At 72.4% G+C, this 22,755-nt stretch carries 25 protein-coding genes; 10 read left to right on the top strand and 15 right to left on the bottom strand.

All coding sequences use genetic code 11. From position 1 onward, the window contains the following. Nucleotides 1-278 precede the first annotated feature (278 nt). Nucleotides 279-641 carry a hypothetical protein gene (locus tag ACWGO8_RS09555; RefSeq protein WP_452042828.1) on the top strand — a complete coding sequence of 121 codons (363 nt, stop codon included), beginning with the start codon at nt 279-281 and terminating at the stop codon, nt 639-641. Between the two features lie 128 nt (nt 642-769). After that, nucleotides 770-1,312 (top strand): tetratricopeptide repeat protein, encoded by a 543-nt coding sequence (locus ACWGO8_RS09550; RefSeq protein WP_452042827.1) that lies wholly within the window; start codon nt 770-772, stop codon nt 1,310-1,312. A gap of 9 nt (nt 1,313-1,321) precedes the next feature. Here the strand turns inward: ACWGO8_RS09550 and ACWGO8_RS09545 are convergent, their stop codons facing one another. Together ACWGO8_RS09545 and ACWGO8_RS09540 are read right to left on the bottom strand one after the other, a co-directional pair. Continuing rightward, a complete protein-coding gene (locus tag ACWGO8_RS09545; RefSeq protein WP_452042826.1) occupies nt 1,322-1,684 on the bottom strand; it encodes a DUF1801 domain-containing protein in 363 nt (120 codons plus the stop codon). 38 nt (nt 1,685-1,722) lie between these two features. Continuing rightward, a complete protein-coding gene (locus tag ACWGO8_RS09540; protein WP_452042825.1) occupies nt 1,723-2,304 on the bottom strand; it encodes a hypothetical protein in 582 nt (193 codons plus the stop codon). A gap of 144 nt (nt 2,305-2,448) precedes the next feature. Here ACWGO8_RS09540 and ACWGO8_RS09535 point away from each other — a divergent pair, with 144 nt between their 5' ends. The 6 genes from ACWGO8_RS09535 (at nt 2,449) to ACWGO8_RS09510 (ending at nt 7,726) form a co-directional block, all read left to right on the top strand. Further along, entirely contained in the window at nt 2,449-2,910 is a 462-nt protein-coding gene (locus tag ACWGO8_RS09535; RefSeq protein ID WP_452042824.1) for a DUF3817 domain-containing protein, read from the top strand. 67 nt (nt 2,911-2,977) lie between these two features. Then, on the top strand, nt 2,978-3,793 hold the full coding sequence (locus ACWGO8_RS09530; RefSeq protein WP_452042823.1) for a shikimate 5-dehydrogenase: 816 nt from the start codon (nt 2,978-2,980) through the stop codon (nt 3,791-3,793). 373 nt (nt 3,794-4,166) lie between these two features. After that, nucleotides 4,167-6,455 (top strand): phosphoribosylformylglycinamidine synthase subunit PurL, encoded by a 2,289-nt coding sequence (gene purL, locus ACWGO8_RS09525; protein WP_452043542.1) that lies wholly within the window; start codon nt 4,167-4,169, stop codon nt 6,453-6,455. A 34-nt stretch (nt 6,456-6,489) separates the two neighbouring features. Beyond that, the gene (locus tag ACWGO8_RS09520; RefSeq protein ID WP_452042822.1) at nt 6,490-7,014 is read left to right on the top strand and encodes an NUDIX hydrolase; all 525 of its coding nucleotides are present in this window, start codon (nt 6,490-6,492) and stop codon (nt 7,012-7,014) included. Beyond that, a complete protein-coding gene (locus ACWGO8_RS09515; RefSeq protein ID WP_452042821.1) occupies nt 7,014-7,256 on the top strand; it encodes a hypothetical protein in 243 nt (80 codons plus the stop codon). Before ACWGO8_RS09520 ends, ACWGO8_RS09515 begins: the two co-directional genes overlap by 1 nt. Then, nucleotides 7,253-7,726, top strand: a complete 474-nt coding sequence (locus ACWGO8_RS09510; RefSeq protein WP_452042820.1) for a ribosomal maturation YjgA family protein — start codon at nt 7,253-7,255, stop codon at nt 7,724-7,726. The genes ACWGO8_RS09515 and ACWGO8_RS09510 overlap by 4 nt, the downstream gene beginning before the upstream one ends. Here the strand turns inward: ACWGO8_RS09510 and ACWGO8_RS09505 are convergent. From ACWGO8_RS09505 to ACWGO8_RS09445, 13 genes are all read right to left on the bottom strand, one after another. Further along, nucleotides 7,699-8,364, bottom strand: coding sequence for a VIT1/CCC1 transporter family protein (locus ACWGO8_RS09505; protein WP_452042819.1), 666 nt, complete (start codon nt 8,362-8,364; stop codon nt 7,699-7,701). The genes ACWGO8_RS09510 and ACWGO8_RS09505 overlap by 28 nt on opposite strands. A gap of 1 nt (nt 8,365) precedes the next feature. Next, entirely contained in the window at nt 8,366-8,950 is a 585-nt protein-coding gene (locus tag ACWGO8_RS09500) for a hypothetical protein (protein ID WP_452042818.1), read from the bottom strand. After that, nucleotides 8,947-9,366 carry a pilus assembly protein CpaE gene (locus tag ACWGO8_RS09495; RefSeq protein ID WP_452042817.1) on the bottom strand — a complete coding sequence of 140 codons (420 nt, stop codon included), beginning with the start codon at nt 9,364-9,366 and terminating at the stop codon, nt 8,947-8,949. The genes ACWGO8_RS09500 and ACWGO8_RS09495 overlap by 4 nt, the downstream gene beginning before the upstream one ends. Before the next feature lie 87 nt (nt 9,367-9,453). After that, nucleotides 9,454-10,611, bottom strand: coding sequence for an alcohol dehydrogenase catalytic domain-containing protein (locus tag ACWGO8_RS09490; protein ID WP_452042816.1), 1,158 nt, complete (start codon nt 10,609-10,611; stop codon nt 9,454-9,456). Nucleotides 10,612-10,916: 305 nt separating this feature from the next. Further along, the gene (locus ACWGO8_RS09485) at nt 10,917-11,108 is read right to left on the bottom strand and encodes a hypothetical protein (protein WP_452042815.1); all 192 of its coding nucleotides are present in this window, start codon (nt 11,106-11,108) and stop codon (nt 10,917-10,919) included. Further along, nucleotides 11,105-12,037 (bottom strand): SDR family NAD(P)-dependent oxidoreductase, encoded by a 933-nt coding sequence (locus ACWGO8_RS09480; RefSeq protein ID WP_452042814.1) that lies wholly within the window; start codon nt 12,035-12,037, stop codon nt 11,105-11,107. Before ACWGO8_RS09480 ends, ACWGO8_RS09485 begins: the two co-directional genes overlap by 4 nt. Then, nucleotides 12,034-12,366, bottom strand: coding sequence for a chorismate mutase (locus tag ACWGO8_RS09475; protein WP_452042813.1), 333 nt, complete (start codon nt 12,364-12,366; stop codon nt 12,034-12,036). The genes ACWGO8_RS09480 and ACWGO8_RS09475 overlap by 4 nt, the downstream gene beginning before the upstream one ends. Before the next feature lie 9 nt (nt 12,367-12,375). Continuing rightward, entirely contained in the window at nt 12,376-13,749 is a 1,374-nt protein-coding gene (locus tag ACWGO8_RS09470) for an FtsX-like permease family protein (RefSeq protein WP_452042812.1), read from the bottom strand. Further along, nucleotides 13,746-14,438, bottom strand: a complete 693-nt coding sequence (locus ACWGO8_RS09465) for an ABC transporter ATP-binding protein (protein ID WP_452042811.1) — start codon at nt 14,436-14,438, stop codon at nt 13,746-13,748. Before ACWGO8_RS09465 ends, ACWGO8_RS09470 begins: the two co-directional genes overlap by 4 nt. 145 nt (nt 14,439-14,583) lie before the next feature. Continuing rightward, entirely contained in the window at nt 14,584-15,345 is a 762-nt protein-coding gene (locus ACWGO8_RS09460) for a hypothetical protein (protein WP_452042810.1), read from the bottom strand. Further along, nucleotides 15,342-16,247: an ABC transporter ATP-binding protein gene (locus ACWGO8_RS09455; protein ID WP_452042809.1), complete on the bottom strand. Its 906-nt coding sequence runs from the start codon at nt 16,245-16,247 to the stop codon at nt 15,342-15,344. The genes ACWGO8_RS09460 and ACWGO8_RS09455 overlap by 4 nt, the downstream gene beginning before the upstream one ends. Continuing rightward, on the bottom strand, nt 16,244-16,603 hold the full coding sequence (locus tag ACWGO8_RS09450) for a GntR family transcriptional regulator (RefSeq protein ID WP_452042808.1): 360 nt from the start codon (nt 16,601-16,603) through the stop codon (nt 16,244-16,246). Before ACWGO8_RS09450 ends, ACWGO8_RS09455 begins: the two co-directional genes overlap by 4 nt. A 275-nt stretch (nt 16,604-16,878) precedes the next feature. After that, the gene (locus tag ACWGO8_RS09445) at nt 16,879-17,886 is read right to left on the bottom strand and encodes a DMT family transporter (RefSeq protein WP_452042807.1); all 1,008 of its coding nucleotides are present in this window, start codon (nt 17,884-17,886) and stop codon (nt 16,879-16,881) included. Between the two features lie 368 nt (nt 17,887-18,254). Here ACWGO8_RS09445 and ACWGO8_RS09440 point away from each other — a divergent pair, with 368 nt between their 5' ends. Together ACWGO8_RS09440 and helR are read left to right on the top strand one after the other, a co-directional pair. Next, nucleotides 18,255-20,453, top strand: a complete 2,199-nt coding sequence (locus ACWGO8_RS09440) for a CHAT domain-containing protein (RefSeq protein ID WP_452042806.1) — start codon at nt 18,255-18,257, stop codon at nt 20,451-20,453. Nucleotides 20,454-20,558: 105 nt separating this feature from the next. Further along, nucleotides 20,559-22,724, top strand: a complete 2,166-nt coding sequence (gene helR / locus ACWGO8_RS09435; protein ID WP_452042805.1) for an RNA polymerase recycling motor ATPase HelR — start codon at nt 20,559-20,561, stop codon at nt 22,722-22,724. Nucleotides 22,725-22,755: the final 31 nt, after the last annotated feature.

The raw sequence follows: 22,755 nt of genomic DNA, 5'->3' as shown, positions 1-22,755 counted from the left end.
GACATGAGCCCTCGAACCGGGCCGGAAGGGCCTTTCCCGAGGGCTTGCGAGGAGCCTACGGAGGGACTTCTCCGCTTCTCAATGGACAGGCGTCCGTATTGTGGAACGATCCTGCGCCGTTCGTCCACGCAATGCCGAAAGTTGCAAGTTCGGCGACGGATGCCTCGCCGCGATCTGCATTCGTGGCTCCTCCATTGCCGGTTGATGGGCGGCCCATAGCGACGGGCCGGATGCTTCGGGGAGCCGCGGGGATCCGCCCCGCCTCGCCGGAGGACCTCATGACCGCCACCGCACCCCAGTACCCGACCGGACCTGCCGGCGCGACGCCGCAGTCGTACGCCGCGGCCCCCCAGCCGTACGCCGCGGCATCCGTCGCCTCATCGCCCGGCGCCGCGCCCGTGCCCCCCGCGGAGAAGACCCCGTGGTACCGCCGCGCCTGGGTGCTGGCTGTGTCGGCCGTGCTCATCGCCGCGCTGTCGTTCGCCAGCGGGTTCGTCGCCGGGAACGCCACGGCGTTCTTCAACCGGCTCGGCGGGCCCGGCATGAGCGTGAACGGTCCGGGCTTCCCCGACGGCGTACGCCCCGGCGACGGCCGGATCCCGCAGTTCCCGGGCGGTGACCTCGACGACGACGGATCGTGATCGGCCGAGCCGCGCGGGGGAATCCCGTTCGCGCGTTGGAATCCCCACCGAGCGGGATTCCTCCGCATCAGCGGGATTCCGGCGATGAGTTCGGCGCAGCCGACCACGGGCCGCGGCAGGATGAGGGGATGACCTCCGCCGATGCATCCGCCCCCGAGCCGCTCACGCCCGAGCTCGCCGACACGATCGCCGACCTCTTCGGCAAGCGCGACCGCGAGCACATGCAGCCGACCATCGACGCGTTCCTCGCGCTGCTCGCGGAGCATCCGAACCAGCCCGAGGTGCTCTACGAGGTCGGCGGCTCGTACGACACGGACGGACAGGAGCAGGAAGCGCTCGGCTACTACGAGGCGGCGATGGCCGCCGGCCTGTCGGGGGACGCGCTGCGCAGGTGCCTCCTGCAGTACGGCAGCACCCTGCGCCTCCTCGGGCGACATGAGGAGTCGGTGACGGCGCTCGACCGCGCGCTGGCGGGGTGGCCCGAGTCGCCGTCGGTGCGGGCGTTCCACGCGCTCGCGCTGCACGCGGCCGGGCGCAGCGATGGCGCCGTCGGCGAGCTGCTCGCGCTCGTGGCCGAGGAGATCCGCACGCCCGACGTGCTCCGCTACGAGGCGGCGCTGCGCGGCAATGCGGGGTTCCTGATCGGGCTCGACGAGCAGCGCGGGCGCTGACAGCGGCGGTCAGCCGCCGTCCTGCTGCGCGATCCAGGCCCGGATCAGCTCCTGCAGCGCATCCCGCTTCGCCGCGAGGTCGTCGGCGTCGAGGAAGCGCGCGATGCGGGACACCTCGCCTTCACCCTCGAGCAGCCCGTCGGGATCGGGGAGCGCCGCGCCCCGATGGAACATCAGGCTCGCGTGGGTCCGCGTCTTCGGGTAGAACGACGCGATGTTGCCCTTGTAGGTGAAGGTCGGCGCCTGCCACTTGATGACCTCGTTCACGCGGTCGTCGGCATCGAGGATCGCCTCGCGCACGGCGAGCACGAGTTCGCGCTGCGGGTTGTCGTAGCGGTCGAACCAGGCGTCCACGTCGGGATCGTGCGTCATCACCGCTCCTTTCGTCCGCGTGCAGGCCGGCTGATCGCTCAGTGCACGAGCGAGCCGAGCCAGATCACGATCAGCCCGAGGGTGGCCGTCACCACGGCGCTCAGGAGCCACCAGCCCCAGTGCCCACCGCGGCGCCGGGCGGCGAACCAGCCGATCACGGCGAGCACGGCGACCCCCACCCAGAGGGCGAGGTAGTACGCGAGGTACTCGTCGAGCAGGTTCAGGGCGGCGAGGCCGAGGAAGATCGTGGGCAGCACCATCGCCAGCAGCATCCCCGCCGTGTGCGCGGCCGAGGAGCGCGCGGCGAGCAGGATGCCGCGCAGCCGCGGCCCCTCCGACTCTTCGCGCGCGATCGTTCCCGCGTAGACATGGGCGAGCCAGAACACGACGACCGCACCCAGCGTGAAGACCAGCACCTGGAGGTCGGTGTCCTCGCGCCAGCCGATCGCGATCAGCGAGCTCACGAGCACCACGCCGTAGATGGCGGACTCCGATCGATACGCCCGCAGCATGAGGGTGGCGTGCTTCACCACGGTCTCGGACGCCGCCTGCGCAGCGTGCCGGGCCGTGCGCTCCTCGTCGGGGACGCGCGCCGCGTGCTGCTCGTCGCTGCTCGTCATGTCGGCCTCCCCGATTCGCGGACATCGTAACGCCGCAGGGGACCGGAGCGCTCGCCGAATCCGACGGACCGGTTCCATCCTTCGACGGATGCCGCGTGCGGCCGGCCTTGGCACGATGGAAGGACCCCGAACCCTGGAGCTCCTGTGTCACCCAAGCGCCTCTTCCGCGCCCTCGCCTTCGCCGAAGCCGTCACCTGGACGATCCTCATCGTCGCCATGATCCTGAAGTACGCCGCCGGCGTCGACGCCGCCGTGCTCGTCGGCGGCTCGATCCACGGCTTCGTGTTCCTCGCGTACGCGTTCGCCGCGGTGCTCGTCGGCGTGAACCTGCGCTGGCACCTCGGCCTCATCGCGTTCGCGGTGCTCACCGCGATCGTGCCCTACGCGACGATCCCGTTCGAGGTCTGGCTCATGCGCCGCGGCCGCCTCGAGGGCGAGTGGCGCCGCGAGGCAGGCGAGCACCCGGCCGACGGCTCCTGGGTGAACCGGATGCTGCGCTGGTTCCTGGCCCGCCCGGTACTGCTCACCGTCGTGGCGGTCATCGGCATCGCCGTCGTGTTCTCCGCGCTGCTCGTCATCGGCCCGCCCGGAGGCCGCGAGGCGTAGGCGTTGCTGCCTGCCCCGACCCGTTCAGCCGTCGCGGCGGTCCTCGCGGGGCGGGAGAATGGACGGCATGCCCATCCTCAACAAGGACATGTCGGTGTGCATCTCGCTCGCCGGCCGCCCGTCGAACCTCGGCACGCGCTTCCACAACGTCCTCTACGACGAGCTCGGCCTGAACTTCATCTACAAGGCGTTCACGACCGACGACATCGAGGGGGCCGTCCGCGGCATCCGGGCGCTCGGCATCCGCGGATGCTCCGTGTCGATGCCGTTCAAGGAGGCGGTCATCCCGCTCGTCGACATCGTCGAGCCCTCGGCCGCGGCGATCGAGTCGGTGAACACGATCGTGAACGACGGCGGCGTGCTGTCGGCCTCGAACACCGACTACGAGGCGATCGCGCAGCTCATCGCCGAGCACGAGCTGGATCCGGCGCAGCGGGTGCTGGTGCGCGGCTCGGGTGGCATGGCGAAGGCCGTCGTGGCGGCGTTCCGTGGCGCGGGTTTCACCGACCTCAGCATCGTGGCGCGCAACGCCGACGCGGGCGGCGCGCTGGCCGAGAAGTACCGCTACCACTGGGTCGCCGACGATCCCGAGCCCGACTTCGACGTCATCGTGAACGTCACTCCCCTCGGCATGCACGGGGCGGACGCCGCGGCACTCGCCTTCACGCCCGGGTTCATCGAGCGCGCGAACACCGTCTTCGACGTGGTCGCGTTCCCCGCCGAGACCCCGCTCATCCTCGCCGCCCGCGCGGCCGGGAAGCCCGTGATCACGGGCGCGGAGGTCATCGCGCTGCAGGCCGCGCGGCAGTTCGAGCGCTACACGGGCGTCGCGCTGACGCGCGACCAGGTGGAGCGCGCCTCCGCCTTCTCCCGCGAGGAGTAACCCGCCGCACGAACGCTTTTCTCAGGACCACGGGGTCGCAACCGCACGCTTCTCAGGAGATTCGCCCGACCTCGGCCGCCGAGCCGCGCAGATCTCCTGAGAAACGCAGACCGTGCCGCGGCTCCGGGTGGCGGAGCGGACCGGGCGCGGTCGCGGCAGCCGGTGGGGGCGGGTGGCCGGGCGCGCTCGGTCCGCTCGGCCTGCTCACGTGAGCACGCCGGGTAGACTCGTCGGGTCCGGCATCCGCCCGCGGCATCCGCTCGCCGCTGTTCCCTGGAGCTCGCCACCCGTGACCACCGAAACCGCCGCCACGACCGCTGCCCCGACCCCTTCGACGGGCTCCCCTTCGACGGGCTCAGGGACCCCCGCGCCGGTGCTCGACACCGTCGAGGTCGCCGCCGTCACGCCCGAGAAGGAGCAGCCGTACGCGGCGCTGGGCCTGAAGCCCGACGAGTACGAGCGCATCCGCAACATCCTCGGACGCCGCCCCACCAGCGCCGAGCTCGCGATGTACTCGGTCATGTGGAGCGAGCACTGCTCCTACAAGTCGTCGAAGATCTACCTGCGCCAGTTCGGCAGGAAGGTCACGCCCGAGATGAAGCAGCACCTGATGGTGGGCATGGGCGAGAACGCCGGCGTGCTCGACATCGGCGAGGGTTGGGCCGTCACCTTCAAGATCGAGTCGCACAACCACCCGTCGTACATCGAGCCGTTCCAGGGCGCCGCGACGGGCGTCGGCGGCATCGTGCGCGACATCATCTCGATGGGCGCGCGTCCGGTCGCCGTCATGGACGCGCTGCGCTTCGGCGCCATCGACCACCCCGACACGGCGCGCGTGGTGCACGGCGTCGTCGCGGGCATCAGCTTCTACGGCAACTGCCTCGGCCTGCCGAACATCGGCGGCGAGACGTGGTTCGACCCGACCTACCAGGCCAACCCCCTCGTGAACGCGCTCGCGGTCGGCGTGCTCCGGCATGAAGACCTCCACCTCGCCAACGCGAAGGGCGCCGGCAACAAGGTCGTGCTCTTCGGCGCGCGCACGGGCGGCGACGGCATCGGCGGCGCGTCGATCCTCGCGTCCGACACGTTCGCCGAGGGCGGCCCCACCAAGCGCCCTGCGGTGCAGGTCGGCGACCCGTTCGCCGAGAAGGTGCTCATCGAGTGCTGCCTCGAGCTGTTCCAGCAGGACCTGGTCGAGGGCATCCAGGACCTCGGCGCGGCCGGCATCTCCTGCGCGACGTCCGAACTCGCAAGCAACGGCGACGGCGGCATGTCGATCGTGCTCGACGAGGTGCTGCTGCGCGACCCGACGCTCACGCCCGAGGAGATCCTCATGAGCGAGAGCCAGGAGCGCATGATGGCGATCGTGAAGCCCGAGAAGCTCGCGGGCTTCCTCGAGGTCGTCGAGAAGTGGGACGTCGAGTCGAGCGTGCTCGGCGAGGTCACCGAGACCGGCCGCCTCTCGATCACGTGGCGCGGCGAGGAGATCGTGAACGTCGACCCGCGCACGGTCGCGGTCGACGGCCCCGTGTACGAGCGCCCGGTCGCCTACCCGTCGTACCTCGACGCGCTGCAGGCCGACGGGGCATCCGACCTCGAGCGCCCCTCGACCCCCGAGGCGCTGCGCGAGCAGTTCCTGCAGCTCGTCGGCTCGGCGAACCAGGCGGATGCCGCGTGGGTCACGAACCAGTACGACAAGTACGTGCTCGGCAACACCGCGCTCAGCCACCCCGACGACGCCGGCATGGTGCGCGTCGACGAGGAGTCGGGCCTGGGCGTCTCGGTCGCCACCGACGCGAACGGCCGCTACTCGCAGCTCGACCCGCGCCAGGGCGCGAAGCTCGCCCTCGCCGAGGCGTACCGCAACGTCGCCGTCACCGGCGCGAAGCCCATGGGCGTCAGCGACTGCCTGAACTTCGGCTCCCCCGAGAACCCCGAGGTCATGTGGCAGTTCTCCGAGACCGTCGAGGGCCTCAGCGACGGATGCCTCGAGCTCGGCATCCCCGTGACGGGCGGTAACGTCTCGTTCTACAACCAGACCGGCGACGTGCCGATCCACCCGACCCCCGTGATCGCCGTGCTCGGCGTGATCGACGACGTCGCCCGCCGCATCCCCTCGGGCTGGCAGGACGACGGCCACAACGTCTACCTGCTCGGAGACACGTCGGTCGAGCTCGACGGCTCCGCCTGGGCGGGCGTCGTGCACGACCACCTCGGCGGTCGCCCGCCGGCCGTCGACCTCGGTCGCGAGAAGGACCTGGCCGAACTGCTCAACGCGGCCGCGCTCGAGGGCCTGGTCGATTCGGCGCACGACCTCAGCGACGGCGGCCTCGCGGTCGCCCTGTCCGAGGCGGTCGGCCGCTTCGGCGTCGGCGCGCGCGTCGTCCTCGACGAGGTGCTGCAGGACGCCGGCATCGACGCCGCGACGGCGCTCTTCTCCGAGTCGACCGGTCGCGTGATCGTGACGGTGCCCCGCGAGGACGACGTGCGGTTCCGCGGGCTGTGCGAGGGTCGGGGCTACCCGGTGCGTCGCATCGGCGTGACGGATGCCGCGTCGGGCGCGCTCGAGGTGCAGGGCCTGTTCACCGTGCCGGTCGAGGAGCTGCGCCGCGTCAACCGCGCCCCGCTCGCCGACGCGTTCGGCCCGGTCGTCGGGTACTGACCCGGCGGCACTGACGGGACGCGCGGATCCGGCGATGAGCGACGAGCGACAGCACTACACGGCGGGCTACGCCGCGGAGCACGGCCGCTTCACCGTCATCCCGGCGGCCTACGTGTTCCTGCTCGACGGCGGACGCGTGCTGCTGCAGCTCCGGGCCGGCACCGGGTACTACGACGGCTGGTGGGGCGCCTCGGCGGCCGGCCACGTCGAGGCGGGCGAGTCGGTGCTCGACGGGCTCATCCGGGAGGCTGCCGAGGAGATCGGCGTCGCCATCGAGCCCCGAGCGCTCACGCCGCTCACCACCATGCACCGCACCGGATCGCCGGCCGCCATCGACCAGCGCGTCGACTTCTTCTTCGCCTGCCGCACCTGGACGGGTGAGCCGCGCCTGCTGGAGCCGAAGGCCGAGGAGGTCCGCTGGTTCGATCTCGACGACCTGCCGGCGAACGTCGTGCACCACGAGCGCTTCGTGCTCGACGGCCTGCTCGCCGGCAAGCTTCCCGTGATCACGGCGTACGGCTTCGAGCCGGGCAGTCCGCGCGACGAGGCGAGCCGCTGATGGAGTCGTTCGTCCTCTGGCTCGCCGGTGCCTTCGTGCTGGCGCTCATCGTCGGCACGATCGTGCGTGCGGTGCGTGCACCCAAGGGCCGCCGACTTCGCGAGGCGTTCTCGCCGCTCATGGGCGCCGGCGAGACCTACCAGGAGCTGCACACCGGCCAGAAGGGCCTCCAGGCCTCGGTCATCGAGTCGATCCAGGAGTCCGAGGTGCGCCCGTCGCGCACCGACGGCGACGACCGGTGAGTCCGTCCCGCCCGGCGGCGCCCGCGTCCGCGATCGCGTCGACGCGCGTCGTGCGGGTGCGCGCCGTCATCGGTGCCGTCGCCTGCCTCGCACTCGGACTGGGGCTGCAACTGCTCGACCGGTCGCTCGTGATCGACCTGCTCGGCAGCGTGCTCTACGTCATGTTCGCGGGCCTGCTGGTGCTGCTGATCCGTCCGTCGCTCACCGGGCCGGCGGTCGCCCTGATCGCCGTCGCCTTCGCGACGGTGATCGAGCTGCTGCAGCTCACCGGGATCCCTGCCGCGATCGTCGACGTCGTGCCGCTCGCCCGCCTCGTGTTCGGCAGCTCGTTCGACCCGATGGACCTGGTGGCGTATCTCGTCGGGGCCGTGCTGCTGGTGCCGATCGTCGCCGTGATCCGGCGCACCGGGAGCGCGCCGGAGGGCGGCGACGGCCCGGTGACTCAGAAGACGAGCACGCCCGCGAGGTAGCTGAGGGCCATGGTCGCCGCGCCCAGCGTGAGGGTGCGCGCCAGCGCTCGGGGCACCGACGTCCGGGCCGAGATCGCGATCAGCACGCTCGTGATCGCCAACGAGATCAGCACGGCGATGAAGACGGCCCAGGTCTCCCAGGCCGCTGGGTAGGCGAGCAGGATGGCGAGCGGCAGCGCCGAGCCGACGGCGAACGCGAGCGCGGTCGCGAGCGCGCCAAGGTAGGGGCCGGCCGCTCCCGTCCGCGCGGTGATGCCGTGCTCGGTCTCGAGCTGGGCGGCGAGCGCGTCGTGCGCGAACATCTGCTCCGCGGTCGCCCGGGCGAGGTCCCGCTCGACACCGCGCTCCTCGAAGTGCGCGGTGAGCTCGACGAGCTCGTCGGAGGAGTCCTCGTGCAGGTCGCGCTCCTCGTCGGCGATCACCGCCCGCTCGGCGTCGCGATCGGCCGCGAGCTCGGCGTACTTCGACCCGAAACCCGCGGCGGATCCGGCGACGAGGGCCGAGATCGAGGCGACGAGCAGCGTCGAGCTCGAGGCGCCGGCGCCGGCGAAGCCCTGCAGCACACCGGCGGTGCCGATGATGCCGTCGCTCGCCGCGATCGCCAGCCCCCGGAACCCGGGCGATCGGTACCAGCCCATCTCACGTCCCCTCGGGCGGGTGCACGAGCAGGTCGACACGGTCGCGCAGGTAGGCGTCGAGGGGCGTGAGCGCATCGGGCTGCGCCGGGCTCCAGCGCACGCGCACGACGTCGTCGAGCAGCACGAGCGGGCCGGATGCCCCGACCCGGCCGAGCTCGTCGAGGTCCACGGCCGGCGCATCGAAGTCCACGGTCTCGCCCTCGGGTATCCCGCCCTTCACCGCCGCGGAGCGCCACGCCCGCTGCTGCGCGACCGCCTCCGCGGTGATGCTCTTGCGGGCGGCTCGCTCTGCGCGCACCACGTGTCCGGTGGCGTACGCGCGACCGGACTCGTCGAGGAGGAGCACGCCGAGCCGCCACACGGGACCGATCGGCGTCATGCGGGCGGAGCGTGAGATCCCCAGGACGCGGCGGGCGGGTGCGAGCTCGGCGAGCGTCTCGCGGCGGGCTCCGCCGTCGCGCAGTGTCGCCGCGGCTTCGACCAGCAGCTCGCGGGCGCGAGCGAGGGCCGGCGCGGCATCCGGTGCCGGACCCGGTGGGCCCGCGGCATCCGGTGCCGGACCCGGCGGACCCGCGGCATCCGTCATCGCGACCTGCCGATGAGCTCGAGCAGCGCCATGCCGTAGGCCTCGGCGACCTCTGGATGCTCGAAGCGGCGGGGCTCGCCGCCGAGCTCGACGTCGACCGCGAACGTGTCGTCGAGCCGGGTGAGCGAGCGGAACGTGGCGCGCAGGAGCTCGCGAAGCTGGTCCTCGCGCGGAAGCCACACGGCGTCGACGAGCGCGACCGAGTCGAGCGCCCACTCGGTGGTGCCGTTGAACGCGAGGATCGTGCCCGTCGGATAGCGGCGCGCCTCGATCGTCATGTCGCTCACCGTGAAGATGTCGGCCTCGACCTCGGGTTCGACGTGCTCGGGCAGGTCGAGCTGGAACCGGTCGCCCGACTCGGGATGCCAGACGAGCCCCGCGTCGCGCAGCTCGCGCGCCAGCTCCCTCGAGATCATCCCCCCATGCTGCCGTGCTCGGGCCGCTGCGTCACGCCGGACACGGCTCCGGCCTCCAGCCTCCGGACTCCGGCCCGGTGGACCGGCTCAGATCGGGCGCCGGCCGGGCGCCACGCCGACGCGCACGAACTCCCCGGTCGCCGCCTCCGCGATGGCGTCGTCGACCTCGGCGAGCGGATGCGTCGCACCCACGAGCTCGTCGAAGGGCACGTTCCGCCACGCGCGCTCGAGGAACGCGACCGCCCGTCGCAGCTGCGCGCCCGTGTAGTCGTGCACCGCCGAGATCGTCACGAGCCGGCGCGTGAGCGACGCGGGGTCGAGGCAGACCTCGGACCCGGGCGGGACGTTGCCGACGAGCACGGCCACGCCGCCGACGCCGAGCGCGCCGACCGCGGTGTGCACGGACTGCGGGACGCCGGTCGTCTCGACGGCGACGAGCACCTCGGGGACGCCGCGCGCCGCGAGGGTCGCGAGCGCGGTGGCCAGCCGTTCCGGCGACGGCGGACGTGCGGCCGGGTCCGCCGTCAGCGCGCCGAACCCCCGCGCGAACGCCCGCCGGGCGGCATCCGGGTCGGACACGACCACTTGCGCGCCCGCCTCGAGCGCCATCGCCGCCGCCGTGATGCCGACGAGGCCGGCGCCGGTCACGAGCACCCCCGCGCCATCGAGATCCACCCGAGCGGATGCCGCGTCGAGCGCGGCGAGGGCCGTCGCCGTCGCGCACGAGGCCGGCGCCAGCACCCGGCTCGGCACCTCCTCGCTGACGCGCACGACCTCGGTGCCGGCGCGGAGCTGGACGTGCGTGGCGAATCCCCCCGAGAGCTCCCAGCCCCGATGCACGCGCTCGTGGCCGTACTTCGCGAGGGAGCGGCACCGCTGCGGGAGTCCGCGCAGGCAGCGGTCGCACTCGCCGCAGCTGACGGTGACCGACCACACGACCCGGTCGCCGAGCTCGAGCGGGACGCCGTCGGAGCGCATGGCCCCCTCGCCGATCGCGACCACGCGGCCGACCTGCTCGTGGCCGAGCACGAGCGGGGTCGTGACCGGCCGCTCGCCGCGCACCATGCGCACGTCGGACTCGCAGACCGTGGCGAGCTCCACCTCGACGAGCGCCTCGCCGGGCGAGAGTCGCACGCCGGGCGCCGCGATGGCGTCGTGCGGCCGGCCGGGCTCGTTCCAGACCATGGCGACGGGCGAGGGCTTCACGATGATGTCGAGGGCGCCGACGCGCTGGACGGTGTGCACTCCCGGGCGCCTAGCGACCGGCGCCGAGACCGAGCGCATCGACGAGCAGGTCGATGTCGTGCTCGTCGGCGTCGTCGATGACGTCGAACAGGTCCACGATGGTGCTGTGCCTGGACATGCAGGGCCCTCCTCACGACGACCCGACATCGGGGCCGCTCCGCCACGCGGTGCGACCGCCCGCGATACCTTTCCTCGACGCTAGGCAGCGGTCGCCAACGACACTCGAAGCGGGGGTTGCGCGCAGGTGAACGAGTCGCGGCGGTGCAGGCCGACGGGCGGTCGTCGGCCGGCCGTCGTGCGGGTGGTCAGTCGCGGATGCGGGCCGGCCCCATCGCGGCGCCGAGCCCGATGACGACGATGGCCGCGAAGAGCAGTCCCCACCGCGCGGTGAGCAGCGCGAAGAGCCCGAGGCCGGCGCCGACCACCACGACGACGCGCGCGAGCACGAGCCGCCTGCGCGGCGAGAGGCGACGGCGCTTCTGGGGCTCGAGCGTCATGACGCGGCACCCGTCTGCACCGGGAACGGGCGACCCGTCGCCTGCTCCGCGAACGCCCACACCCTCGCGCCGATCGCCGGGTCGGAGGACACCCGCGTCGGCCGCTGCTGGGCGGGGATCCCATGGGTGAGGTACTTCGGTCCCCAGAACTGCCCGCCCTCGACGTCGGCGGCGGTCAACGCGTGCAGCGGCACCTCGGCCCCGCGGTGCTTGCCCTGCGCCCAGGGCGACTGCAGTGAATCGGCGAAGCGGGTGCCGCGGGTCGGCTCGTTGACGCCCGGCACCGTCGGCGTGCGGCCCGAGACGGAGTAGCCCGGGTGCGCCACCACGCTCGCGACCGGCAGGCCCGCCGCGCGGATCCGCCGGTCGAGCTCGAACCCCACCGACTGCGCCGCGATCTTCGACTGGGCGTAGGCGCGCCAGCTGTCGTAGCCGCGTTCGAGCTGCAGGTCGTCGACCCGGAACGTCGAGAGCATCGTCGACAGCGAGCCGAGCCAGACGACGCGGGCATCCGTCGCGAGGTGCGGGAGCAGTCGACCGAGCAGCGCGAAGTGGCCGAGCACGTTCGTCGCGAGCACCAGCTCGTCGCCGTCGACCGACACCTGCCGTTCCTGCGGCGTGTGCACCATGCCGGCGTTCGCGATGACGCCGTCGAGCGGTCCCTCCGCGAGCAGCCGGTCGGCGCCGCCGTCGACCGAGGCGAGCGACGACGTATCGATGACGAGGGTCTCGACGGATGCCGCGGGCCGGGCACCGAGGATCGCCGCCGACGCGGCATCCAGTCGCTCGCTGCTGCGTCCACCGAGCACGACGTGCGCGCCGGCGGCCGCGAGCCGCGCGGCGGTGAAGAATCCGAGCCCCCGGTTCGCGCCCGTGACCAGGTACCGCCGGCCGGTCTGCTGGGGCAGGGGGAGCGGGTACCGGCTCACAGGCCGTCGCCGGAGGCGCCGTTGCCGGCGAGCTCCTCGTGGTGCTGGATGACCTCGGCGACCACGAAGTTGAACCACTTCTCGGCGAACGCCGGGTCGAGGTGCGCGTCGACGGCGAGGGCCCGGAGGCGGGCGATCTGCCGCTTCTCGCGCTCGGGGTCGCTCGGCGGGAGTCCGTGGTCGGCCTTCAGCCGGCCGACCTGCTGGGTGAACTTGAACCGCTCGGCGAGCAGGTGGATGAGGGCCGCGTCGATGTTGTCGATGCTCGAGCGGATGCCGAGCAGCTCGCTCATCGCCGCATCCCGTTCGTCGATGGACCCGTCAGTCATGCTTCGACCCTACCCGCGCTGCCCGCGGGTTGAGGAGGCGCGGAACGCCGTCTCGAAACCGGCTCGACCCGCGGCGGCGGCCCGATCGAGCACCGGACGCGTTGCGACGAGCCCGAGCCACACGATGCCGATCCCGGCCGCGAGCACCGCCGCGATCACGACCAGCGACGCGGGCGCGACGATGAGCGACACCCCGGTGAGCGGCAGCATCACGATCGCGGCCGTCACGGCTGAGCCGATCGCGGTGATGCGCAGCGGCGACATCACCGCACGGCGGCGCGCGGCATCCATGGTGCCCGTCGGCATGCCGAGCATGCCGAGGCTGCGGTAGAGGTCGCCGCGGTCGAGGATGCCGGCCGCCTGGTTGACGCCCACCGAGCAGGCGACCATGAGGAACGAGCCCACCACGGTGATGAGGATGCCGGTGCGGATGTCGGCGAGCAGCAGGTCCGACTCCGCGTCGGGCGACGTGCCCAAGACCTCGAGCACGGCGACCCCGGTCCCTGCGAAGACGGCCATGAAGCTCGTCATCGCGACGCCGCCGACCTGCCGCCACGCGGCCTTCGGGGACTCGAGCACCGAGCGGGCCGCGAGGAGCCGTGCGGGCGTCTTCGCACGCCGCGCCTGTCCCTTCGCGACGAGCCGGATGACCCACGGTCCCATGAGGTTGAGCACGGCGATCGATCCGCCGAACGCCAACGCGAGCATCCCGAGGATGACGAGCACGGACGGCGCCACCTGCAGCACCGCCATCAGGCCGAACGCGAGCGCGACGACGCCGAGCCCCACCACGAGGCGCAGCCAGTGCATGCGCGGCGCCTCCTGCCGGGTGCGCACCCCGAGCGGCGAGATGACGACCTGCCGCAGCCCGAGCACGGCGCTCACCGCGGCGAGCGCACCGATCACGAACGGCACGGCCACGAGCGCCCACCACGGCAGCAGCACCCCGGATGCCCCGAGCGGCTCGCCGCGGAAGTGGATGAGCCCGAGCAGCGGCACGCCCGCGAGGTACACCGCGACGCCGAGCACGGCGCCCACGAGCGCGAGCACCACGGACTCCAGCACGGCGAGCGCCGACACGGTCGCCGGCGTCGCCCCGAGCAGCCGGAGCGTCGCGAGCCGGTCGTCGCGACGGCGGGCGCTGAGTCGCGCGGCCGCTCCCCCGAGCGACACGAGCGGCACCACGAGCAGTGCGAGGGCGATCACGGCGAGCGCCTGGTAGAGCACCCCGCCGTCGTCCTGCCAGGTCCAGAAGGTCTGCGCTCCCCCGAGCACCATGAGCAGCAGTGCGGTCACGATGCCGAAGGCGGTGACGGGCAGCACGGATGCCGCGGCGCCCGCCGATCCCGGACGCGCCAGCAGCAGCGCGATGCGGGCGATCACGCGGGCACCCGCTCTCCGACGATCCGGCCGTCGCGCATGTCGACGATCCGCGAGCAGCGCGCCGCCACCTCGGCGTCGTGCGTCACGAGCACGAGCGTGCGCCCCTGGCTGGTCGTCGAGTCGAGCAGCGCCTGCATCACGTCGGCCGAGGTGGCCGAGTCGAGCGCGCCCGTCGGCTCGTCGGCGAACACGACGGCGGCACCCGTCACCTGCGCCCGGGCGATGGCGACGCGCTGCGCCTGCCCGCCCGAGAGCTGGCCGATGCGACGGTCCTCCATACCGGCGAGGCCGAGGGCGTCGAGCCAGCCCCGTCCGTACTCCTCGGCCCGGGCGCGCGGCATCCCGTTGAGCATGAGTGCGAGCGCGACGTTCTCGACCGCGGTGAGCTCCGGGATGAGGAGCCCCTGCTGGAAGACGAACCCGAACGCCTCCCGTCGCAGCCGGGAACGCTCGCGCTCGCCGAGTCCCGTGACCTCCACCCGCCCGGTGCCGGACCGGAAGCCGACGGTCCCGGCATCCGGACGGGTGATCCCCGCGAGGCAGTGCAGGAGCGTCGTCTTGCCCGAACCCGACGCGCCCATGATGGCGAGCGACTCGCCCGTGCGCACCGAAAGGTCGACGCCCGCGAGTGCGCGCGTCGACCCGAACGACCTGCTGAGGCCTGCTGCCTCGATCACGTAGGAACTCATGCCATCGAGCCTGCCGGGCCGGTGCCGCCCGCCGCGTCGGGCCGGAGGCTGATGTCGCGCGGCATCCGTCATCCTTCGGAATGAGGTGCGGCGCGGCATCCGAGCCCCCACCCGGATGCCGCGCCGCGACCTTGTACGCCGCCGGTCAGCGCGGCGTGGCCCGCCGGATCACGAGGTAGCCCGCGACGGCGCAGACCGCCGCCAGGCCGAGCAGCACGGTGAAGACGCCCACGAGGCCGATGCTGCCGAACCAGTCGAACACCGCCGGCCACGACTCGGTGAAGGTGAGGCCCGCGATCAGGGCGAGCACGACTGCGACGGCTCCGAAGAGCAGGATCATCATGCCCTTCATGCGCCAGCGCATGAACACCGTGGTGATGCTCGCGCCGATGAAGAGCACCAGCAGCTGCAGGGCGAAGGTCGTGTAGAAGTCGACCAGCCAGCCGTCGATGCCGTACCAGAGCGCGTCGAACATGCCCGCGCCGACCCACCATCCGTCGGTCAGGATCTCGAGCTGCACGAGCGTCGCGATCGCCGCCGCCATCTCGATCGAGACGAACAGGAACATCGCCGCGGTGCCGAGCCAGAAGTCGCGGCGGGTGGCGCCGAAGCCGAGCGCGAACGGGAAGGTGTACGCCAGGGCCTGCACGCCGACGACGATCAGGTACCACTGCGGCGAGAGCACGGCCCAGGAGTAGCGGAAGCCGTCCTCGGCGTCGGAGATGCCGGCACTGCGGAGGATGAGCGCGATGACCATGGTCACCGCCCACGCACCGCCGAGGATGATCCACGGGACGCCGAAGAAGATCGACGGGTTCACCGTGTGCAGGCGCACGATGCGCCAGATCTCGTGCGGGCGGAAGCGTGACGCGGTCTCGGTCACGGGCGCGGTCGCGACGGCGGTCATGCTGCGGCCTCCTGTTCGGTCGTGCCGGCGAGGTCGGTGCCGGTGAGGTGGACGATGAGCTGCTGGAGCGAGACGGGCGCGAGCTCGAGGCCGAGCTCGGCAGCACGGATGCGCTCCGCCTGGTCGAGGCGGCCGTCGATGGTCACCGACGCGAGGCCGCCGAGCGACTCGCGGCCGATCACCGGGCGGTCGGCGACGAAGTCGTCGACGACGCGCCGTGCGCCGGCGATCGTGGTGGCGGAGCCGCGCACCTCGTCGGCGTCGCGGTCGAGCAGGATGCGCCCCTGGTCGATGAGGATCACGTGCTCGAGGAGGTTCGCGACCTCGTCGATCAGGTGCGTCGACAGCACGACCGTACGCGGGTGCTCCGCGTAGTCCTCGAGGAGGCGGTCGTAGAAGATGTGGCGAGCCACCGCGTCGAGGCCGAGGTACGGCTCGTCGAAGAACGTGAGCGGCGCCCGAGACGCGAGCCCGACGATCACGCCGACGGCCGAGAGCTGGCCGCGCGAGAGCTTCTTCACCCGGCGCTTCACCGGGAGCCGGAAGTCGGACACGAGGCGCTCGGCGTACTCGGCGTCCCAGTTCTCGAAGAACCAGGGCGCGGACTTGAACACATGCGCCGGTGTGAAGTCCTCCGGGTACCGCTGCGACTCGGCGATGAAGCACATCCGGCGCAGCACGTCGGAGTGCTCGGCGGGCGTGCGGCCGAAGACCTCCAGCTCGCCGCCGTTCGCGAAGATCTGCCCGGTGAGCAGCTGCATGATCGTGGTCTTGCCCGCACCGTTGCGGCCGAGCAGGCCGTAGATGCGGTGCTCCTCGATCGAGAGGTCGACGCCGTCGAGCGCCGTGAACGAGCCGTAGCGCTTGGTGAGTCCGCTGGCGCGGACCACGGTGCGGGTCATGACTGGATCCTTTCCGCGCGGAGGAGTCCCGCGAGTTCGTCGATGTCGATGCCGAGCTTCTCGGCCTCGACGATGAGGGGTCGGATGTACTGGGCGGCGAATTCGGCCCGGCGACGCTCGATCAGCCGCTCGCGGGCGCCGGCGGTCACGAACATGCCGATCCCCCGTCGCTTCTCCACGATTCCGTCGTCGACAAGGCGATTCACCCCTTTCAATGCGGTGGCCGGGTTGACCCGGAGGAAGGCCGCGAACTCGTTCGTCGAGGGGATCTGGCTGCCCTCGGGCAGCGCCCCGTCGATGATGTCGTTCTCGACCTGCTCGGCGATCTGGATGAAGATCGGTCGCGATTCGTCCATTCCGGCCCATCTGGTGCTTGGCGTGGTGCTGAACCTTGGTTGGTTCATTACTTGTGTAACTAACCAACCATCCGCGCGGGCCGATGTCAAGACCCCGCGGTGATCGAGGAGCGCCGCGCGAAGCGCGACGCGTATCGAGATCCCCCGACCCTGCTCGGCATTGCGCCACTTGCGCGCGCTCTGCGCCAGTCGAAGTGGCGCAGGCGGCGGCGAAGTGGCGCAGTGGAGGCGGGTGGGTGGGTCGGCCGGGCGCGCCGGCGCGGCATCCGCTCGGTTCAGGCCGCAGGCGCAGCGGATGCCGCGGCGCGACGCCGACCGAGCCGCAGGCGCCCCTGCGCGAACAGGATGCCCACGAGCACCAGGGCGCCCCCGACGGGCTCGTGCCACGAGAGCTGCTCGCCGAGCAGCAGGATGCCGAGCGCGACGCCCACGACGGGCGTGACGTACGTCACCGTCGAGACGTTGGTGGGACCCCAGGCGCGCAGCACGTTGATGTTCCAGATGTAGGCGAGGCCGGTGCCGAGCACGCCGAGCGCGAGGAGGGATCCGACGATCGCCCAGTCGAGCTCGACCGGCTCGAGCGCGAGCCACGGCGTGAGCACGAGCATGACGACCGCCGAGACGCCGATCGAGAGGAACGCGAACGTCGCCGGCGCGATCGGCCGCTGGCTCAGGAACCGGCGCTGGTACCCGAACGTGAACCCGTAGCAGAGCGTCGCGACGAGGCACGCGAGCTGTCCGGCCAGGCTGCCGGTGAAGCCGACGAGCTGCCACGGCCCGATCACGACGAGCACGCCGATGATCCCGAGCCCGACGCCGAACCAGCGGCTGCCCGACAGGCGCTCGACGCGGAAGACCAGCGTGGCCATGAGCGCGGTCATGATCGGCGTGGTCGCGTTGTAGATCGACGCGAGGCTCGACGACACGTACTGCTCGGCCCACGCGAAGCACAGGTACGGGATGACGCAGGTCGTCGCCGAGACGACGAGGAAGTGCGCCCACACGACGGGCTCGCGCGGCAGCACCGGGCCCGGCGTCTCGTCGGCGGCGGGCACGCGCGGCCGGGTGACGAGCACGATGAGGCCGAGCGCGATCGCACCCAGCACGGTGCGCGACCAGGCGACCTGCCCGAACGAGACGCCCTCGAGCGCGACCTTCATGAACAGGAAGCTCGCACCCCACGTCACGCCCATCGCGAGGAACTGCAGCCACGCCGAGGCGGCCCCCGGTCGGCTCACGGATGCCGCCGGTGGGGCTGCTGCGGTGGTGGTGCGTTCGCTCACCGATCGAGGCTACGTCCGACCGCGGTGCCGCCGTCACCGATCCGGGGGTGCTTGTCCGGAATCCGCCGAAGAACGGCAGCCGCGTGCGACGGATGCCGCGGCGTTCCGCCGCCGACCTCGGGCGGATTGCAGTGCTATCCCTGACGCGGGCGGGCACCCGATCGCAGTACCGTACTGGCGTCGGCACGGTCGCGCCGGCGACGGGAACCCGCCATGGACGCCATCTTCGAACTCGAGATCGTGCCGGCGAACGCCGACGGCACATTCTCCGCACGCGTCCTCAGGTCGGTCGGCGGGGCGAGCCGACGGCCGAGTTCCACCTCGACGTCGACGGACTGCTGCAGCAGCGACCGCTGTTCGAGGCGACGGTGCTCTCGTCGGCGGTCTCGGCTCGACGGGTCATCTCGACGACCGAGACGACGGTGCAGCAGGTCGGCGTCCGCCTCTTCGAGGCGGTCTTCACCGGGGCGATCGGCGGCGCGTACCGCACCAGCTCGGCACTGGCGCAGGAGCGCGGCACCGGACTCAAGCTCGTCCTCCGCCTCACCCCCGAGCTCGCGGCTCTCCCGTGGGAATCGCTGTACGACGCCGAGGCCGGCGCGTACCTCAGCCGGCAGGAGCCGCTCGTGCGGACGGTTCCCGCGAACTTCACCGCCGAACCGCTCGCCATCGACCCGCCGCTCCGGCTCCTCGGCATCGTCTCGGCGCCGCGCGACCTGCAGCGGCTCGACGCCGCGGCGGAACGCAGCCGACTCGAGGATGCGCTGCGCCCGCAGATCCAGGCCGGACTCGTCGAGCTCGTCTGGCTCGAGGACGTGACCTGGAACGGCCTGCACGCCATGCTCCTCAGCGAACCGTGGCACGTCCTGCACTTCGTCGGGCACGGGGGCTTCGACGTCACGACGGAGGAGGGCCAGCTCGCCCTGACCACGGAGGACGGCCGGGCCGACTTCGTGAGCGCGAGCAGCCTCGCCGACCTCCTGCGCGAGGCGGAGCCGACGCCGCGCCTCGTCGTGCTCAACTCGTGCGACTCGGGTGCGGTGAGCGAGGACGACCTCTTCTCGGGCACGGCGGCCGCGCTCGTGCGGAGCGGCATCAACGCCGTGGCCGCCATGCAGTTCGCGATCTCCGACGGCGCGGCGATCAGCTTCGCTCGCGGCTTCTACACCGCGCTGGCCCGCGGGCGGAAGGTCGACGAGGCCGTCCGCAGCGGCCGGATCGGGATCCTCGGCATGGGCCGGGGCACGCTCGAGTGGTTGACGCCCGTGCTGTACCTCCGCGGGGACGACACCCGGCTCTTCGACATCGTGAGCGCGCCGACGGCGATCCCGGTGCCGCTGTCCGCGCCGGCGGGCGAGGCGCCTCCGGCGGAGGTCGTGGAGCCGGGGGCTGAGGTGGTCGAGCCCGAAGTGGCCGAGGCCGCGGGGGCCCCACAGGAGATTCCCGCACCCGAGGGGCCGGCACCCGAGGCATCCGGACCGGAGGAACCCGCACCCGAGGCAGCACGGCCACCCGAGGCATCCGATGCCGACCGCTCGGAATCGATCGTGCCGCCGCAGACCCCGCCCGACGACGGCGGTCCGGACGACAGCTCGGCCGACGGCGGGTCGGAGGACGAGGCGGCCGTGCAGCGCCGTCGGAGGCGGATCGCGATCGCGGTCGGCGCCGGCGCGGCGGTGGTGGCGCTCATCGGCTTCATCATCTGGGGCTTCGCCGCATTCCGGGGCTCGACCGGCGGCACGGCCTCCAAGAGCACGGGCGACGACACCGTCCAGACCGACGGCCCGACGCCGACCCCCGAGCCGCCGCTCCCGCCGGTCACCGCGCAGGTCTCCGTGCCGGGGAACGCGCAGTGGACGCCGACCCAGTTCACCTGCGCGGCGGGCGATCGCCTCGACATCGTCGCCGACGGCAGAGTCAACCACGACGGGACGCCGGAGTCGGCGGTCGGGCCGAGCGGCCTCACCGGCGTGGGCAACCACCAGTGGAACCTGCCCGGCCTCCCCGACGAGAACACGGTCGGGCTCGTCGGTCGCGTCGCCGACGTGCAGCCGTCCTTCTTCGTGGGCAGCGAGTTCCACGGCGTGTGCCCGAGCGACGGCGTGCTCAGCCTCGGCGTCAACGACGCCTTCGTCGAGGCCAACACCGGCGCCTTCCTGGCCACCGTGACGCACTCCCCGGTCGACAGCGTCACCGCGGCGCTCACGACCGTCGTCCCGTCGACGTCGACGTGGAGCGGCACCCCGGTCACGTGCACCGCCGGGGACACGCTGTGGTTCACGGCCAGCGGCGCGGTCCAGCACGGTCCGACCGAGGATCGGACCTCCGGCCCCGACGGAACCGCCGACTACGACCCGGCATGGAACGTGGCGGGCCTGGAGGACGCGAATCACGCGTCGCTCATCGGGAGGCTCGACGGCGAGACGCCGTTCGTGGTCGGCACCGCATCGCGGGTGGAGTGCCCGACCGACGGCCGCCTCGAGCTCGGGATCAACGACGACGGCGACGACATCGCGCAGAACGCCGGCGACTTCACCGTCTCGGTGGTGACCGACCGCATCGGCTGACGTTCTGCCACTCCCAGTTTAAGGCCGGGACGGGGCCTTGCCGCAAGGCCCGGATGGTGAGGCATGATGGTCGGTCTGCCGAACCCCCGGATCGGAGCCGACGTCGTGAATCCCCTGACCACCAGCGTGTTCGACCTGCCCGAACGCCTCGCCCGGAAGGCCGACCCCGCACTGGTCGCCGCCGACGAGGCGCACTTCGCCGCGATCGCGGAGCGACTCGAGCGATCGGTCGCCGACGTCTCCGATCACCTCGACGCGGTGCGGCGCGACGGCGACGGCGACGGCGAGGGACAGGCGGCACTCGACCGCGACCTCGAAGTGCACCGGCTCACGGGACGCCTGCGGCTCCTCCGCCGCTTCGGGCTCGATCTCTGCCTCGGGCGGATCGTGCACGCCGACGACGCCGAGCCCGTCTACATCGGGCGCATCGGCCTCGCCGACGACACGGGCCGGCGCCTGCTCGTCGACTGGCGCTCCCCCGCCGCCGAGCCGTTCTTCGGGGCCACGCACGGCGACCCGATGGGACTCGAGAGCCGGCGGCGATACCGGTGGACCCACGGCCGGATCAGCGACTACTGGGACGAGGTGTTCACGGCCGAGGGGCTCGCGCACAACGCCGCCCTCGACGACCAGTCCGCGTTCATCGCGAGCCTCGGCAGCAGCCGGTCCGACCGCATGCGCGACGTGCTCGCCACCATCCAGGCCGACCAGGACGCGATCATCCGCGCCGGCTCCCGAGGGGCGCTCGTCGTCGACGGTGGGCCCGGCACGGGCAAGACGGTCGTCGCGCTGCACCGCGCCGCCTACCTGCTCTACGCCGATCCGCGCCTCGGCCACCGCCGCGGCGGCGTGCTCGTCGTGGGCCCCCACCAGCCCTACCTCGACTACGTGGCCGACGTGCTCCCGGGGCTCGGGGAGGAGGGCGTGCAGACGTGCACGCTGCGCGACCTCGTGCCGGAGGGAGCGCGTGCGCTGCCCGAAGCCGATGTCCGCGCAGCCACCCTGAAGTCCTCGGCCCGCCTCGTGCAGGCGGTCGAGGCGGCGGTCGCGCACTACGAACGGCCGCCGACGGGCGAGCTCACGATCGACACGCCGTGGGTCGACGTGGAGGTCGACCCCGACGACTGGGCGGAGGCGTTCGACGCCCCCGAGCCCGGCACGCCGCACAACGAGGCGCGCGACGAGGTCTGGGAGGACCTGCTGCGGATCCTCTGCGACAAGCACGACGACGTGTCACCGCACCTGCTGCGCCAGTCGCTGGCGCAGAGCGAGGAGCTGACGGGCACGTTCCGGCGGGCCTGGCCGGTGCTCGACCCGGCGGGCGTCGTCGCCGACCTCTGGTCGGTGCCCGCGTACCTCCGCCGATGCGCGCCATGGCTCGCTCCCGACGACGTCGAGGGGTTGCTGCGCGTGGACGCGCGGACGTGGACGGTGTCGGACCTGCCGTTCCTCGACGCCGCCCGACGCCGGATCGGGGACCCCGAGGCATCCCGCCGCCGACGTCTGCGGGAAGCGGCACTCGCCGACGAACGCGAGCAGCGCGAGATGGTGCTCGAGCACCTCATCGCGGCCGACGCCTCGGAGATGGCCGTCATGTCGATGCTGCGCGGGCAGGACGTGCGCAACACGCTCGTCGACGAGGCCGCGCTGCCGGCCGCCGATCCCGACTACCTCGCCGGTCCGTTCGCGCACCTCATCGTCGACGAGGCCCAGGAGATGACGGATGCCGAGTGGCAGATGCTGCTCGCGCGCTCCCCGTCGCGCAGCTTCACCATCGTCGGCGACCGCGCCCAGGCCCGGCACGGGTTCACCGAGTCGTGGCGGGAGCGGCTCGAGCGGATCGGGCTCGACCGCATCGACCTCGCGACGCTGAGCATCAACTACCGCACGCCGACCGAGGTCATGGCGGAGGCCGAACCGGTGATCCGGGCCGTGCTCCCCGACGCGAACGTGCCCACCTCGATCCGGAGCACCGGCGTGCCCGTCGCGCACGGGGACGTGTCGGAGCTCGGCGCGATCCTCGACGACTGGCTCGCCGAGCACGCGGAGGGGGTCGCCTGCGTCATCAGCACGCGGGCGATCGAAGGCGGCGGATTCCCGACGACACCGCGCGTGCGATCGCTGACGCCCGAGCTGGCGAAGGGGCTCGAGTTCGACCTCGTCGTGCTCATCGATCCCGACGGATTCGGCACCGGCATCGAGGGCGCCGTCGACCGCTACGTCGCGATGACCCGGGCGACGCAGCGCCTCGTCATCCTGACGAGCAGCTGACGACCTCCTGAGCAGCACATGACGGGGCGGC

Source organism: Agromyces sp. NPDC055661 (assembly GCF_053618135.1).
The sequence above is the reverse complement of the archived record's forward strand: the minus strand, read 5'-3'. Positions and strand labels throughout refer to the sequence as shown.

Excerpts from the sequence above, each read along its gene's own strand:
- ACWGO8_RS09545 (WP_452042826.1), bottom strand. The coding sequence starts at position 1,684 with ATGACGCACGATCCCGACGTGGACGCCTGGTTCGACCGCTACGACAAC.
- ACWGO8_RS09455 (WP_452042809.1), bottom strand. The coding sequence starts at position 16,247 with ATGACCCGCACCGTGGTCCGCGCCAGCGGACTCACCAAGCGCTACGGC.
- ACWGO8_RS09475 (WP_452042813.1), bottom strand. The coding sequence starts at position 12,366 with ATGACTGACGGGTCCATCGACGAACGGGATGCGGCGATGAGCGAGCTG.
- ACWGO8_RS09505 (WP_452042819.1), bottom strand. The coding sequence starts at position 8,364 with ATGGGCTGGTACCGATCGCCCGGGTTCCGGGGGCTGGCGATCGCGGCG.
- ACWGO8_RS09465 (WP_452042811.1), bottom strand. The coding sequence starts at position 14,438 with ATGAGTTCCTACGTGATCGAGGCAGCAGGCCTCAGCAGGTCGTTCGGG.
- ACWGO8_RS09485 (WP_452042815.1), bottom strand. The coding sequence starts at position 11,108 with ATGACGCTCGAGCCCCAGAAGCGCCGTCGCCTCTCGCCGCGCAGGCGG.
- ACWGO8_RS09515 (WP_452042821.1), top strand. The coding sequence starts at position 7,014 with ATGGAGTCGTTCGTCCTCTGGCTCGCCGGTGCCTTCGTGCTGGCGCTC.
- ACWGO8_RS09520 (WP_452042822.1), top strand. The coding sequence starts at position 6,490 with ATGAGCGACGAGCGACAGCACTACACGGCGGGCTACGCCGCGGAGCAC.
- ACWGO8_RS09540 (WP_452042825.1), bottom strand. The coding sequence starts at position 2,304 with ATGACGAGCAGCGACGAGCAGCACGCGGCGCGCGTCCCCGACGAGGAG.
- ACWGO8_RS09550 (WP_452042827.1), top strand. The coding sequence starts at position 770 with ATGACCTCCGCCGATGCATCCGCCCCCGAGCCGCTCACGCCCGAGCTC.
- ACWGO8_RS09500 (WP_452042818.1), bottom strand. The coding sequence starts at position 8,950 with ATGACGGATGCCGCGGGTCCGCCGGGTCCGGCACCGGATGCCGCGGGC.
- ACWGO8_RS09460 (WP_452042810.1), bottom strand. The coding sequence starts at position 15,345 with ATGACCGCCGTCGCGACCGCGCCCGTGACCGAGACCGCGTCACGCTTC.
- ACWGO8_RS09530 (WP_452042823.1), top strand. The coding sequence starts at position 2,978 with ATGCCCATCCTCAACAAGGACATGTCGGTGTGCATCTCGCTCGCCGGC.
- ACWGO8_RS09495 (WP_452042817.1), bottom strand. The coding sequence starts at position 9,366 with ATGATCTCGAGGGAGCTGGCGCGCGAGCTGCGCGACGCGGGGCTCGTC.
- ACWGO8_RS09555 (WP_452042828.1), top strand. The coding sequence starts at position 279 with ATGACCGCCACCGCACCCCAGTACCCGACCGGACCTGCCGGCGCGACG.
- ACWGO8_RS09450 (WP_452042808.1), bottom strand. The coding sequence starts at position 16,603 with ATGGACGAATCGCGACCGATCTTCATCCAGATCGCCGAGCAGGTCGAG.